Raw genomic sequence first — 13,845 nt, 5'->3', positions numbered from 1 at the left:
CCGTTTAGGGCGTCGGTCGCGCATATAGGGTGCAAGGCCGCACAGGCCAAGCATGCCGGAGATACGGAGTTGAAGCAGTTCCCATGAGGGTCACCAAAATCCTTGCCATTTCGGTACTGGCTACGGCCGCTTTCGGCACTGCCGCATGCTCCTCCATCCGCGAACCGCGTGGCTATGTCGTCGACAACACGCTGGTGAACACCGTCCAGCCGGGAATCGACAACCAGCGCAGCGTCGAAATGACGCTGGGCCGTCCGACCTTCACCAGCCAGTTCGGCGAACCGACCTGGTATTACGTGTCGTCGACCACGGGCCGTAAGCCTTTCGTGCGTCCGCGCGTCGAACAGCACCAGGTCCTCGCCGTGAAGTTCGACGGCGCCGGAAACGTGATTGCAGCCGACCGCAGCGGTATCGAGCAGGTCGTCTATCTCACGCCCGATGGCGACGAGACTCCGACCCTGGGCCGCGAGCGTACTTTCCTGCAGGACCTGTTCGGCAACATCGGCACGGTCAGCCAGGGCCTGCCGGGCGGCGGCGGACCGCAGTAGGTCATTTGACCGCTTCGGCTTGACCCCCCTGTTGCGCACCCCATATCGCGGAGCATGAGTGATCAGGACAATCGCCACGGGCTGACCCAGTGGCACGGAACTACCATCATCGGAGTGCGCAAAGGCGATCGTATCGTCGTTGCCGGAGACGGACAGGTCTCCATGGGCAACACGGTGATGAAGCCCAATGCCCGCAAGGTTCGCCGTATCGGCGAAGGCGGCAAGGTCGTGGCAGGCTTTGCCGGCGCGACCGCCGATGCCTTCACCCTGTTCGAGCGGCTGGAAAAGAAGCTGGAACAGTACAACGGCCAGCTGCTTCGCGCCGCGGTCGAACTGACCAAGGACTGGCGCACGGACAAGTACCTGCGCAATCTCGAAGCGCTGATGATCGTTGCGGACAAGGATAACCTCCTAGTCCTCACGGGCAATGGCGACGTGCTCGAACCCGAAGGCGGGATCACCGCTATCGGGTCGGGCGGCAATTATGCGCTCGCCGCAGCCAAGGCGATCGCCGAATATGAAGACGACCCGGAAGTGATCGCACGCAAGGCGATGCAGGTCGCCGCCGATATCTGCGTCTTCACCAATGGCAATGTGACCCTCGAAGAGGTCTGAGAACTACATGGACAATCTGACACCCAAGGCGATCGTCGCCGCTCTGGACGAACACATCATCGGCCAGAAGGATGCCAAGCGCGCGGTCGCCGTTGCGCTGCGCAACCGCTGGCGTCGCCAACGCCTCGACCGCGACCTGCGCGACGAGGTAACGCCCAAGAACATCCTGATGATCGGCCCCACCGGCTGCGGCAAGACCGAGATCAGCCGCCGCCTTGCCAAGCTGGCAGAGGCGCCCTTTGTGAAGGTCGAGGCCACCAAGTTCACCGAAGTCGGCTATGTCGGCCGCGACGTCGAACAGATCGCACGCGACCTCGCCGAAGAAGCTATCCGTCTCGAAAAGGAACGCCGCCGCGAGGCTGTGCGCGAAACCGCCAGCCAGGCCGCGATGGAGCGCCTGCTCAACGCGCTCGTCGGCGAGAATGCGAGCGAGGCGACTCGCGAGGCTTTCCGCGAGCGCATCGTCCAGAACGCGATGAACGACACCGAGGTCGAAATCGAGGTAAAGGACCAGCCGCAGGGCAACATGGAAATCCCGGGCATGCCCGCCAATGTCGGCATGATCGACCTTTCCGACATGCTCGGCAAGGCGATGGGCAAGTCGAACCTCAAGCGCCGCAAGCTGAAGGTCCCTGATGCGTGGGACCGGCTGGTGGAGGAAGAGGCCGAGAAGCGCATGGACCAGGACGACGTCAACCGCGTCGCGCTGGAGAATGCCGAGACCAACGGCATCGTGTTCCTCGACGAGATCGACAAGATCGCCGTCAGCGATGTGCGCGGCGGATCGGTCAGCCGCGAAGGCGTGCAGCGCGACTTGCTGCCGCTGATCGAAGGCACCACCGTGGCGACAAAGTACGGCCCGATGAAGACCGACCACGTGCTCTTCATTGCCTCGGGCGCGTTCCATGTCGCGAAGCCGTCGGACATGCTGCCCGAACTGCAGGGCCGCCTGCCGATCCGTGTCGAGCTGCGTGCGCTGACCGAGGAAGATTTCGTGCGCATCCTCACCGAAACGCGCGCCAACCTCGTCCAGCAGTACAAGGCGCTGATCGGGACCGAGGAAGTCACGCTCGACATTACCGATGATGCGATCGCCGAAGTTGCGAAGATCGCCGCGCGGGTGAACGAGAGCGTCGAGAACATCGGCGCCCGCCGCCTGCAGACGGTGATGGAGCGGCTGCTGGAAGACATCAGCTTCGAAGCCGAAGAGCACAAGGGCGAGACCATCACGGTCGATGCAGCTTATGTGCGCGAACGGCTTGACGATCTGTCGGGCGATACCGACCTCAGCAAGTACATCCTTTAAATGAGCGAGCCGGTGCGCGACCGTGAGGCGATGATCGCCGCCATGGAGCCCCGGCTCGATACCCAGCGCTGGCGCTTCGTCCTCGTCACCCCCGACACCGCGCCGCAGCTATTGGGCGCGGCCATCGGGACCTTCCGCGAGGACGGGGGCGTGACGGCCATCGTCCCGTCTGAATTGGCAGACGAACTGGGCATCGAAGGTCCGGACTTCGCACGCATCACGCTGATGGTGCATTCGGACCTTGAGGGCGTGGGGCTGACGGCAGCCGTGTCAGGGACGCTCGCGGATGCGGGGATAGCCTGCAATATGGTCGCTGCGTTTCACCACGACCATGCCTTCGTCCCGGCTGCGCGGGGTGATGAGTCGCTTGCCGCTTTACAGAAATTGAGCACTTCGTCGGGCTGCTAGTCCGGGAATTATCATTGTGCGAAAGCAGACAAAATCGGATGACTGCTAACGACCCGAGAGCGGCCGTTGGCTAAGCTAGCTTATGGTGTTTGCTACACTCAACTTTCTTCGTCGGACTGGAGTGGTGCGCTCAACGTGAAATACCTTGGACCCTCCCAAGGATGCGCGCGTTGGATATCTGAACTTGAAATATGACGTGCGAGGGGGCCGACGGAATGGCTGAAAGAGACGAGCGGGATGGTCTAAGATCTTCGGACCAAGCTCATCGCCCTATCTATCCAAACCAAGCTACTCGAATGGGCTTCGAAGGGGCCAGCGGCCTTCTTTTCGAGCAGGCTATGGCGCAAACCAGGATGGCTGTCTGTTTGACAGACCCTCACAGTGATGACGACCCAATCGTATTTTGCAATGAAGCTTTTGAACAACTGACCGGCTATCAAAGGGAAGAAATACTCGGTCGGAACTGTCGCTTTTTGCAAGGGCCAGATACGAACCAAGAGCAGGTTGGCAAAATTCGAGAGGCCATCAAGGGCGAGGACGTCGTTGTCGTCGAACTGCTGAACTATCGCAAAGATGGCTCAAGCTTCTGGAATACACTCCATCTAGGTCCGATCTACGATGCCGATGGTCGCCTGACCTACTTTTTTGGAAGCCAGTGGGATGTGACTGATATTCATCAGTCTCGTGCGGAAGAACGTCATGCCAAGGCGCTCGCCCGCGAAATATCACACCGAATGAAGAACGTTTTCGCCGTTATCGGAGGGATCGTTAATATCACTGGGCGATCGATGGATGCTAAAGGCGTGGCGCGCAAAATAAACGAACGTGTGCAGGCGCTTGGCCGATCGTATGAGCCAACACTCGATGAAGCAGCGTTAGGCACTATTCAGGTCGGACAGGCAATCCGTTCGGTTCTCCAGCCGTATGATCCAGAGGGAAATCGCATAATCTATTTAGGGAACGGGGTGCGAACAGAACCAAACGCCATCTCCGCAATAGGTCTGGCGCTTCATGAACTCGCTACCAACGCCACCAAATATGGCGCCCTGTCGACCGATCGAGGCACGGTCACGGTTGGCTGGGAGCATAAAAAGGACAAGCTTGGCCGTAGTTCACTTGAAATCGAATGGGTGGAAAGTGGAGGGCCAGCGGTCGATGGTGAGCCGCAATCTCGTGGCACTGGCTTCGAAATAGCCGATACTCTTCTGTCCCATTCGAGGGGAGCATTGGAGCGAGAGTGGCATCCTGAAGGCTTGCGCGCCTTCATCACCGTGCCGATTGCCAATCGATAGGCCTTGCCGTGAAGAAATTCCTTGTTCTGGAAGATGAGCCGCTGATTGCGATGGACCTGACATTTGCATTTGAGGACGCCGGCCACGAAGCTGTTACGGCCGTCAATAATGCCGAGGCTCGGGCAATAATCGAGGATGGTGGTGTGGTCGGAGCAATCCTCGACGTCAGTCTGGGAGGGGGAGAAACATGTCGAGAGACCGCAGATCGTCTTCTCCGATCCAGCATACCATTTGTCCTCCATACGGGCGACTTGAACAGAGTGGGCGAGCATCTTCGGGAAATCGATGCGCCAGTTCTAGCTAAGCCTCGCCCTGCCGAAGACGTTGTCGCAGCCTTGATCGAGCTCGTGGGCTAACACTCGAAGAGGGGGCGAAGGTATGGGAACCGACCAGTATTTCTCCAAACACTCGCGGACACTTGCGAATTGGGTCCGAATTTGTAGACTTTGGCGATGGATGAAGAAAAGCGCAATCTCCGTCATAAGCTTCAGAATGCAGAGCAGCGAGAGCTTTCATTAAAGAGATTGGTCGAGAGAGCAGCAGACGAGATCGACGATCTGGCGGAAGCGGAGTGTTCAGAAGAGGCCATTACGAGCGCCAAGGCACAAGCTGAGCGCCTTAGGAAGGTCGGCAAATCTGAATAACGAATGACTGCTTTCCACCCACTTCGTGACTGATTTGCGGGGCATAAAGCTTGCTATGAGCGGGCGGGCAGCTAACGACCCGATTGCGGACGGAAGCCCTCACTAATCTTGAATTGGCCGACCTCGTGTGAGAGTTTACTGCCAGAAATGAAGAAGTTCGCGCTTTTAGCTTCAGTACTGCTTGTCGCCGCTCTTGGTTGGCGCGCCTCGCTATCAATGACCGACGAGAATGAGCCTCCCACCGATTGGTGTCCGGCTCCTGAAGTTTGCATCCCTGCTGCTGACATAGAGCAATTCGCGGTCCCTTCGTATGCTACCAGCCAGAAAGCTCTTCCTACAGAGTTTCTAATAAGAGCAGGCGCTGATCTAGGGGTTCGGTACGCCCGTGTGGCGATTGCGATCTATCCAGAACCATCGGCAGCTATGGATACCTTTGAGGTTGTTTCGTCAACGGACAGCGACCTCTACACCCAAGTTCTCTACCATGAAAAATTCGGCAATCAGCATACTTGGAGAGCGATGGCACGCAGCCATGGCCGTCGCGGAGGAAGGTTCTACAAGGCTGAAAATATTGTCTATTATTGCAACGAGCATGACATTTGCAACGTCCTCATTCATAGAGGGAAATTCGAAGCATCAATATTCGTGGATCGTGCGAGCTTGAATAAACTACCGGCCCTGCGCGAGTTTTTCTTATCTATGTTTCAGCGCTGGAACCAGTCGGATTGAGTCGGAGCACATCAATGCGCAGGACGAAAGCAGCGTTCGTGGCAATGGGCGTAGCTTGCCTTTCAACATGGCCAAGCCATGTCGCCGCGGAAAGCATTTGGGCTGTCGAGAAATTGCATGACTACGAACGGGGGCCTGAGCTTATTGCGCAGTTTTTCAACAATGCATGGGAAGGGAATGCACACGCCCGATTTCAAAGCTTCGGCTGTACTTCGGATGATAGTCTTTACGAGCGCGAGGGCAGGCGCGATGAAAGACCAGTCGAGGTTACACGCATAAAGCTTCTTGGCGAACCAAGGGCGCAATCTCGCCCAACATACCTAGTGGCTGGAAGTCGTTCGGCTTGGTTCAAGAACCATGGGAGCTTTGTTGAGCTTCCGTGTATTTGGCTCATTTCATTCGATGGTAATCAAGTCCGTTCGGTGCGGGAAGCCGGTGAGCTTGGCCATCTGCTCCGATCTGAATCAAAAGACTGACCGAAAGTGCCAATGAAGCCTCTGGTCATCCTGATATTTTCGGGGATCCTTGTCGCCTCATGCTCTGAAGAAAAATCATCTGGTAGCGGAGCAGATTCCCGCATTGCGATAGCCCAATGCTTGAACGAAAAGCTTTCTGGCACAGTGTCTGAGCATACTGAACTGACCTCCGTGACCCTGCACGAGGGCCGCGTCGTCAGCTACGTTTTTTATGTCTTCACCGGCCAATTCTATGGTATCGATTCTGGCACGTTACTCCCCAAGAAGAATATGGTGGTCGCTGCAAAATTTTCTGAAGGATATTTTGACGCTCTCAATGCCGTCTCGCCGAAAAAGCGGGAGGATTATGAGGCGCTGCGCGACCGTTTTGGCGAGGCTGACGCCAGGCGTATCTCAGACGTTGTTCGCCATGGTGATCTCTATTTTTTCGGTCCAGAAATCGCCGCGGTGAGGAGAGACTTACACAGCATCACCCCGAAGCAGCCATATCTTCTTCGGGATGGCAGGTGGATCTACCAGATGATCAGCGATGGTCCGCCGAATGACATTCTGCGCTCGGAAACCTCAGATGTTCTTCACGGGATTGATCGCTTTAGTCCAACATGTGATCCGAACGCATAAGGGAAGGTCTTCGGCAGCTAACCACCCATAAGCAGCCCGCCCGCTCACGGATGCGGCGCCAGTCCGATCTCCACGCCCGTCTTGTCGGTCAGCGCGAACTTGTCGACCAGGTCCGAGCTCGCTCGGTTGAGCCCGCGAACCTGCACGCTACGGCCGTTGCGGCGCATGCGTTCGACGACCTTGTCGAGTGCGCCGACCGCGCTGATGTCCCAGAAGTGGGCCTTGCGGACGTCGATGATGACGTGATCCGCCGGGTCGGGCTGGGTGCTTTCGGGGCCTAGTGCGGCTTCGAAACGCTCTACGCTGGCGTAGAAGATCTGTCCCTTGGCGCGATAGATGGCGGTGTCGCCCTTACGTTCGCGGATTACCTCGAACATGGTCATCACCTTGTGGGTGAAGAACACGCCCGACAGGATCACGCCAGCAAGCACGCCAAGCGCAAGGTTGTGCGTCGCGACTACGACCACCACTGTCGAGAGCATGACGACCGACGACTGCCACGGATGCTTGCCGATATTGGGGATCGAGTTCCACGAGAAAGTACCGATCGAGACCATGATCATGATCGCCACCAGCGCCGGCATCGGCACCTGACCCACAAGATCGCCAAGCACGGCGAGCAGGATGAGCAGCGACAAGCCAGCCGTGAAGGTCGACAGGCGCCCACGCCCGCCGCTGGTCACATTGATGACCGACTGGCCGATCATCGCGCAACCGCCCATGCCGCCGAAGAACGCCGCGACGATATTGGCAATGCCCTGTCCTGCGCTCTCGCGGCGCTTGTTCGAGCCGGTATGCGTCATGTCGTCGACAATCTGCGCGGTCAGCAGCGATTCCAGGAGGCCGACGGCGGCCATGGTCGCGGCATAGGGCGCGATGATGGCGAGCGTTTCCCAAGTCAGTGGGACATTCGGCAGTGCGAAATAGGGCAGGCTTTCGGGCAGTTCGCCCATGTCGGACACGGTGTTGACCGGAGCATCGAGCCAGATGGTCAGCGCGGTCAGCACGATGATCGCGATCAGCGGGCTGGGAACGGCGGTGGTGAACTTGGGAATGATGTAGATCATCGCCAGCGCTGCGGCGACCATCGCATAGGTCATCCAGCCGATCCCTGCAGCAGTCGGGTCGAGCTGCGGCAGCTGCGCCATGAAGATGAGGATCGCGAGCGCGTTGACGAAGCCGGTGATCACCGATCGCGAGACGAACTGCATCAGCAGGTCCAGCCGCAGCAGCGCGGCGATGCCCTGGAAGACGCCCATCAGGATCGTCGCGGCGAAGAGATATTCCACCCCGTGATCACGCACCAGCGGCACGACGACCACGGCCACCGCCGCGGTCGCGGCACTGATCATGCCCGGACGCCCGCCGGTAAAGGCAATGACCATGGCAATCGCGACCGAGGCATAGAGGCCCACGCGCGGATCCACGCCTGCAATGATCGAGAAGCCGATTGCCTCCGGGATCAGCGCGAGCGCGACGACGAGGCCGGCCAGCATGTCTGCGCGGATGTTGGAGAACCAGTCGCGTTTGATCGCGCCGAGGTTGGGCATGATGTCTGTCCAGCTATATAAGGAGGGCGCGCGTTAGCACCCGGAAGGTCTGGGCGCTACTTAACGATTGTGCAGTGCAACACAACCCGCAAGGGTGGAATTGCTATGCGCCGGCCTTTTCGGTCTCGCTTTCCTCGGACTGCTGGCGCGCCCACATCTCGGCATAGAGCTCGCCCTTGCGCAGCAGCTCGGCATGCGTTCCGCTTTCCGCCAGCCGCCCGTGGTCGAGCACGAGGATACGGTCGGCATCGGCAATCGTCGATAGCCGGTGCGCGATGGCGAGCGTGGTGCGATCCTCGCTCACCTGCTTCAGCGTATTGAGGATGTCCTGCTCGGTCCGGCTGTCGAGCGCACTCGTCGCCTCGTCGAGCACGAGGATCGGCGGGTCCTTCACCAGCGTACGCGCAATGGCAACGCGCTGCTTCTCTCCTCCCGACAGCTTGAGGCCCCTTTCGCCGACCTCGGTCGCAAACCCCTGGGGCAAGCGCTCGATGAAGGGCATGATCGAAGCATCGCTTGCGGCCTTGGCGACGATCTCGTCGCTCGCATCTTCGCGGCCATAGGCAATGTTGTAGCCGATGGTGTCGTTGAACAGCACGCTGTCCTGCGGGACGATACCGATATGGGCGCGCAGGCTTTCTTGCTGAACTTCGGCGATGTCCTGGCCATCGATCAGGATGCGGCCCGATGCCGGATCGTAGAAGCGGAACAGGAGGCGGGCGATCGTGCTCTTGCCCGCGCCCGAAGGGCCGACGATTGCCACATGGCTGCCGGCGGGCACTTCGAAGGACAATCCGTGGAGGATAGTGCGCTCCGGTTCGTATCCGAATACCACGTTTTCGAAGGTGACCGAAGGCCGTTGTATAATAAGGGCAGGTGCTCCGGGCCGGTCCTCGACCTCGACCTGCGTATCGATCAGGCGGAACATCTCCGCCATGTCGACCAGCCCCTGTCGGATCGTTCGATAGACCCAGCCAAGCAGGTCCAGCGGTCGGAAGAGCTGGATGAGATAGGTGTTCACGAACACAAGGTCGCCCACGGTCAGCTCGCCGCGGCTCCAGCCCCATACGGTGTAAGCCATCGCGCCGGCCATCAGCGCATTGGTGATGAAGGCCTGCGCGATATTGAGCATGCCGAGCGACGCATCCGACTTGATGGCCGCCTCGCTATAGGCGCGTGCGGCCTTGGCGTAGCGCGCTTCCTCGCGCCGCTCCGCCCCGAAGTATTTGACCGTCTCGTAGTTGAGCAGCGAATCCACCGCGCGGCTCAGCGCCTGGCCGTCGAGATCGTTCATCTCGCGCCTCAGCTTGGTGCGCCATTCGGTGATCTGCCTCGTCACCACTATATAGGCGACGACGGTAAAGCCGGTTGCCGCTACCAGCCCCCAGCCGAAATTGAGGTAGAAGATCACGCCGACCGCAGTCAGCTCGATAATCGTGGGCGCGATGTTGAAGAGCAGGAAATAGAGCATGGAATCGATGCTCTTGGTCCCGCGCTCGATGATCTTGGTGACCTCGCCCGTGCGGCGTGACAGGTGGAAGCGCAGGCTGAGGCGATGAAGCCGGTGGAAGACATCTTCTGCAAGCGCGCGCGTCGCTTCCTGTCCCACCCGCTCGAACACGATGTTGCGAAGGTTGTCGAACGTCGTCCCGGCAAACCGCCCAAGCCCATAGGCAAGCACCAGAGCCATCGCGACCATCGCTGCTTCGTTGGCAGGGGTCGACATGGAATCGACGGCGTTCTTGTAAGCGAAGGGCAGTGCCAGCATCGTGCCCTTCGCGAGCAGGACGAGGATCAGCGCGATGGCGATGCGCCAGCGCAGCGACGTGTTATCCTTCGGCCATAGATAGGGGAGGAAGCGCTTGAGGGTCGCCCAGCTCTCGGCGTCCTGCCGCTGGTCGGAAGTGATCGTGTCTGGCGGCATGCCCCGCTATCTGGGGCGCGAAGCTTCGCGGGGCAAGGTCAGGATTTGGTGCGTGTCGCCATGAAGCCTGGCGCAACGAGATCCTGGCGCCTCACCGAACCGGGCAGATCGAACAGGACCCGGCGCGAGGCGAAGTCGATCGCCACCCGCTCGAACATCCTCAGATTGCCCATGCCGAGGATCAGGGCGGGGCGGTCCGAAAGGCCCAGCGCCTCGATGGCAGGGCTATCGGCAAATCCGATCGGGACATTGGACAGTTCCATGTCCCCGATGACCAGCCTTCTCGCCATAGCGAGTTCGCTTTCGACAATGGCCCCATTTACGTCTGTCGCGGTGAGCGTCTCGCGCGCGCGCGCGCGCAGGCGGTTGAGAAGGGCGAGGTTGCCGAGGGAATTCTGCGCCCCGGTATCGATGATGACCGCAGTGCGGATCCCGTTGAGCCGCGCGTCGGTGATGATCATCTGTCCAAGCCGCTGCCGGGCCCGCACCACGATCTCGTATCCCGTGCTCCCGCGCGAGCTGCGCGCATCGGCAATCGACATGCTGTCCTCGCGGAAGTCGATCAGCACGCGCAGGTCTTGCAGGCTGTCGAGGCCGAGGATGCCATCGGCACCGATGTTCTTGCGCTCGAGCAGGGGGGCGGTGATTCCGCTGAAGCTGCGGTCGGCGAATTCGAGCTGGTCGATGTCGATCGTGTCGACGATCTCGCTCGAACCCATTGCAACGAGGCGCGCGCGGCCGGTCGGCTCGAGTGCGAGCTCATCGGTAACCTTGCGCGTCACCACGGTCGCTTGCGCGCCGGTGTCTATAAAGAAGCGGTAGGGACCCTTGCCGGAGATGGTGACCGGCACCGTCATGCGCTCGTAGCGATCCTGGTCGAACTCCACGTCGATGATGTCGCTGTCAGCCTCTGCATCTCCAGAGGGAGAGGTCGTCGGCGCAGCTACGCCCTGATCCTGAGAGGGTGGGGGGACCGGCGTGTTGCCGCACAACAGCAAACCCGCTGCGACGAGAAGGGGGCGCTCGATCATATTGTCTCTCCGCTGGGCCAGCTCGCGAAGGCCGGCCTCTATAAGGACTCATACCACAAGGCGGCGCACCTCCCGAATCCGTCCGCAGAATCGTCTCGGCCACTCATCAGGCCCGAATCCTAGAGTCGGATTCGGCCCTGAATCGGTGAATCGGGGTGAATCGCGACCCGCCCGACCCGCGATTCATCTTTTTTTTCGAGTCACGAGGGGGCTGAATCGGCGTTTCCGAGGCCTCAGATGCCTGTTTTGCCGCCCGAGGCTTGAAACGGTCCGAGATGGCACCATCTAGGGGTGACCGAAAAATGGCGGTGAAACGGCGGAATTCTGCGGTTTTCGAAAAAAGTTCAAAAAACTTTCGAAAAGTGTGTTGACCGAATCCAACATCACCCCTAGATGGCCCTCACCGACGCGGCGCTGGCGGCTTCCACCGCCCACCGCAACGGTCGCCAACATAGAGAGACAGCCGGTCCCCCCGGTATCAATCGGGGGAACAAAAGCTGTCCCCTCTAACATTGTTGAGCGGCTCTTTGACATTGTTAGTTTTTGATGAAGGGACATGTGGGCGACGGCGCCCGGTCCGGGGACCTCAAGGCTCCGAGTACCGGTTATTTCAAGCCGATTGCCACATCCTTCCAGGCTCCACAGTCTGGTTGCGATGATGCATGTTCATTCGTATCCATTACGTTTGACAGTGCAGGTATCGGCTCCTTGATACTCTGGCTGATCGGGCTGGCGATCTTCGGATCGTGCTTGATTGGTTAGTTTCACAAACTTGAGAGTTTGATCCTGGCTCAGAACGAACGCTGGCGGCATGCCTAACACATGCAAGTCGAACGAACCCTTCGGGGTTAGTGGCGCACGGGTGCGTAACGCGTGGGAACCTGCCTTTAGGTTCGGAATAACTCAGAGAAATTTGAGCTAATACCGGATAATGTCTTCGGACCAAAGATTTATCGCCTTTAGATGGGCCCGCGTTAGATTAGATAGTTGGTGGGGTAATGGCCTACCAAGTCGACGATCTATAGCTGGTCTGAGAGGATGATCAGCCACACTGGGACTGAGACACGGCCCAGACTCCTACGGGAGGCAGCAGTGGGGAATATTGGACAATGGGCGAAAGCCTGATCCAGCAATGCCGCGTGAGTGATGAAGGCCTTAGGGTTGTAAAGCTCTTTTACCAGGGATGATAATGACAGTACCTGGAGAATAAGCTCCGGCTAACTCCGTGCCAGCAGCCGCGGTAATACGGAGGGAGCTAGCGTTGTTCGGAATTACTGGGCGTAAAGCGCGCGTAGGCGGCGATCCAAGTCAGGGGTGAAATCCCGGGGCTCAACCCCGGAACTGCCCTTGAAACTAGGTTGCTAGAATACTGGAGAGGTGAGTGGAATTCCGAGTGTAGAGGTGAAATTCGTAGATATTCGGAAGAACACCAGTGGCGAAGGCGACTCACTGGACAGTTATTGACGCTGAGGTGCGAAAGCGTGGGGAGCAAACAGGATTAGATACCCTGGTAGTCCACGCCGTAAACGATGATAACTAGCTGTCCGGGCTCATAGAGCTTGGGTGGCGCAGCTAACGCATTAAGTTATCCGCCTGGGGAGTACGGTCGCAAGATTAAAACTCAAAGGAATTGACGGGGGCCTGCACAAGCGGTGGAGCATGTGGTTTAATTCGAAGCAACGCGCAGAACCTTACCAGCCTTTGACATCCTAGGACGGTTTCTGGAGACAGATTCCTTCCCTTCGGGGACCTAGTGACAGGTGCTGCATGGCTGTCGTCAGCTCGTGTCGTGAGATGTTGGGTTAAGTCCCGCAACGAGCGCAACCCTCGTCCTTAGTTGCCATCATTTAGTTGGGCACTTTAAGGAAACTGCCGGTGATAAGCCGGAGGAAGGTGGGGATGACGTCAAGTCCTCATGGCCCTTACAGGCTGGGCTACACACGTGCTACAATGGCATCTACAGTGAGCAGCGATCCCGCGAGGGTTAGCTAATCTCCAAAAGATGTCTCAGTTCGGATTGTTCTCTGCAACTCGAGAGCATGAAGGCGGAATCGCTAGTAATCGCGGATCAGCATGCCGCGGTGAATACGTTCCCAGGCCTTGTACACACCGCCCGTCACACCATGGGAGTTGGATTCACCCGAAGGTGGTGCGCTAACCAGTTTACTGGAGGCAGCCAACCACGGTGGGTTCAGCGACTGGGGTGAAGTCGTAACAAGGTAGCCGTAGGGGAACCTGCGGCTGGATCACCTCCTTTCTAAGGATTGTCACGAAAGCGCCGGCGCTAGCCGCTGGAAGAGCTTCGTGATTTCCAAAGAACATTGCCGTCGTCCTCATGTCCTTTCATCAATCGGATACAGCCTAACGGGCTTGCTCGTTAGATGCTGTTAGCCTGAGCTGGCTTCTGCCGCCTGCGGCCTTAGGGCCTGCGCTGGCGCATAGGCCCGTAGCTCAGTTGGTTAGAGCGCACCCCTGATAAGGGTGAGGTCGGTGGTTCAAATCCACTCGGGCCTACCATATACCTGGTCTTACGGGGCCTTAGCTCAGCTGGGAGAGCACCTGCTTTGCAAGCAGGGGGTCATCGGTTCGATCCCGATAGGCTCCACCAGGTAACTGGATGCGACATCAAATCCGATTGTATGAAACGAAAACAGATACCGCATTTGGCGGTTAGGTGGTTTCGACCACCGCTCTTTGACAT

At 58.8% G+C, this 13,845-nt stretch carries 12 protein-coding genes, 2 tRNA genes and 1 rRNA gene; 12 read left to right on the top strand and 3 right to left on the bottom strand.

Features of this window, described 5'->3' with window-relative positions; all coding sequences use genetic code 11:
* Positions 1-83 precede the first annotated feature (83 nt).
* From K3165_RS05815 to K3165_RS05775, 9 genes are all read left to right on the top strand, one after another.
* Entirely contained in the window at positions 84-548 is a 465-nt protein-coding gene (locus tag K3165_RS05815) for an outer membrane protein assembly factor BamE (protein ID WP_221547827.1), read from the top strand.
* Between the two features lie 54 nt (positions 549-602).
* Positions 603-1,163: an ATP-dependent protease subunit HslV gene (gene hslV / locus K3165_RS05810; RefSeq protein WP_282098655.1), complete on the top strand. Its 561-nt coding sequence runs from the start codon at positions 603-605 to the stop codon at positions 1,161-1,163.
* Positions 1,164-1,170: 7 nt separating this feature from the next.
* Positions 1,171-2,469: an ATP-dependent protease ATPase subunit HslU gene (gene hslU / locus K3165_RS05805; RefSeq protein ID WP_221547826.1), complete on the top strand. Its 1,299-nt coding sequence runs from the start codon at positions 1,171-1,173 to the stop codon at positions 2,467-2,469.
* Positions 2,470-2,877, top strand: coding sequence for an ACT domain-containing protein (locus K3165_RS05800; protein ID WP_221547825.1), 408 nt, complete (start codon positions 2,470-2,472; stop codon positions 2,875-2,877).
* A 215-nt stretch (positions 2,878-3,092) separates the two neighbouring features.
* Complete coding sequence (locus tag K3165_RS05795; RefSeq protein WP_221547824.1) at positions 3,093-4,169, top strand: PAS domain-containing protein; 1,077 nt, start codon at positions 3,093-3,095, stop codon at positions 4,167-4,169.
* 8 nt (positions 4,170-4,177) lie between these two features.
* On the top strand, positions 4,178-4,525 hold the full coding sequence (locus K3165_RS05790) for a response regulator (protein WP_221547823.1): 348 nt from the start codon (positions 4,178-4,180) through the stop codon (positions 4,523-4,525).
* 96 nt (positions 4,526-4,621) lie between these two features.
* A complete protein-coding gene (locus tag K3165_RS05785) occupies positions 4,622-4,813 on the top strand; it encodes a hypothetical protein (RefSeq protein ID WP_221547822.1) in 192 nt (63 codons plus the stop codon).
* Between the two features lie 147 nt (positions 4,814-4,960).
* Positions 4,961-5,542, top strand: a complete 582-nt coding sequence (locus K3165_RS05780) for a hypothetical protein (protein ID WP_221547821.1) — start codon at positions 4,961-4,963, stop codon at positions 5,540-5,542.
* Between the two features lie 596 nt (positions 5,543-6,138).
* A complete protein-coding gene (locus K3165_RS05775; RefSeq protein WP_221547820.1) occupies positions 6,139-6,639 on the top strand; it encodes a hypothetical protein in 501 nt (166 codons plus the stop codon).
* Between the two features lie 44 nt (positions 6,640-6,683).
* On the opposite strand, the gene K3165_RS05770 is transcribed toward K3165_RS05775, so the two are convergent.
* The 3 genes from K3165_RS05770 to K3165_RS05760 form a co-directional block, all read right to left on the bottom strand.
* Positions 6,684-8,189, bottom strand: coding sequence for a SulP family inorganic anion transporter (locus K3165_RS05770; protein ID WP_221547819.1), 1,506 nt, complete (start codon positions 8,187-8,189; stop codon positions 6,684-6,686).
* A 103-nt stretch (positions 8,190-8,292) separates the two neighbouring features.
* The gene (locus K3165_RS05765; RefSeq protein ID WP_221547818.1) at positions 8,293-10,113 is read right to left on the bottom strand and encodes an ABCB family ABC transporter ATP-binding protein/permease; all 1,821 of its coding nucleotides are present in this window, start codon (positions 10,111-10,113) and stop codon (positions 8,293-8,295) included.
* 38 nt (positions 10,114-10,151) lie between these two features.
* Positions 10,152-11,144 carry an aspartyl protease family protein gene (locus K3165_RS05760; RefSeq protein WP_221547817.1) on the bottom strand — a complete coding sequence of 331 codons (993 nt, stop codon included), beginning with the start codon at positions 11,142-11,144 and terminating at the stop codon, positions 10,152-10,154.
* A 768-nt stretch (positions 11,145-11,912) separates the two neighbouring features.
* Here K3165_RS05760 and K3165_RS05755 point away from each other — a divergent pair.
* From K3165_RS05755 to K3165_RS05745, 3 genes are all read left to right on the top strand, one after another.
* A 16S ribosomal RNA gene (locus tag K3165_RS05755) occupies positions 11,913-13,401 on the top strand.
* 183 nt (positions 13,402-13,584) lie between these two features.
* Positions 13,585-13,661: transfer RNA gene (locus K3165_RS05750), tRNA-Ile, on the top strand.
* Positions 13,662-13,676: 15 nt separating this feature from the next.
* Positions 13,677-13,752 (top strand) — tRNA-Ala (locus K3165_RS05745).
* Positions 13,753-13,845: the final 93 nt, after the last annotated feature.

Source organism: Qipengyuania xiamenensis, from assembly GCF_019711495.1.
Taxonomy (GTDB): Bacteria; Pseudomonadota; Alphaproteobacteria; order Sphingomonadales; family Sphingomonadaceae; genus Qipengyuania; species Qipengyuania xiamenensis.
The sequence above is the reverse complement of the archived record's forward strand: the minus strand, read 5'-3'. Positions and strand labels throughout refer to the sequence as shown.

Excerpts from the sequence above, each read along its gene's own strand:
- K3165_RS05800 (WP_221547825.1), top strand. The coding sequence starts at position 2,470 with ATGAGCGAGCCGGTGCGCGACCGTGAGGCGATGATCGCCGCCATGGAG.
- K3165_RS05780 (WP_221547821.1), top strand. The coding sequence starts at position 4,961 with ATGAAGAAGTTCGCGCTTTTAGCTTCAGTACTGCTTGTCGCCGCTCTT.
- K3165_RS05765 (WP_221547818.1), bottom strand. The coding sequence starts at position 10,113 with ATGCCGCCAGACACGATCACTTCCGACCAGCGGCAGGACGCCGAGAGC.
- hslV (WP_282098655.1), top strand. The coding sequence starts at position 603 with ATGAGTGATCAGGACAATCGCCACGGGCTGACCCAGTGGCACGGAACT.
- hslU (WP_221547826.1), top strand. The coding sequence starts at position 1,171 with ATGGACAATCTGACACCCAAGGCGATCGTCGCCGCTCTGGACGAACAC.
- K3165_RS05760 (WP_221547817.1), bottom strand. The coding sequence starts at position 11,144 with ATGATCGAGCGCCCCCTTCTCGTCGCAGCGGGTTTGCTGTTGTGCGGC.
- K3165_RS05770 (WP_221547819.1), bottom strand. The coding sequence starts at position 8,189 with ATGCCCAACCTCGGCGCGATCAAACGCGACTGGTTCTCCAACATCCGC.
- K3165_RS05795 (WP_221547824.1), top strand. The coding sequence starts at position 3,093 with ATGGCTGAAAGAGACGAGCGGGATGGTCTAAGATCTTCGGACCAAGCT.
- K3165_RS05815 (WP_221547827.1), top strand. The coding sequence starts at position 84 with ATGAGGGTCACCAAAATCCTTGCCATTTCGGTACTGGCTACGGCCGCT.
- K3165_RS05785 (WP_221547822.1), top strand. The coding sequence starts at position 4,622 with ATGGATGAAGAAAAGCGCAATCTCCGTCATAAGCTTCAGAATGCAGAG.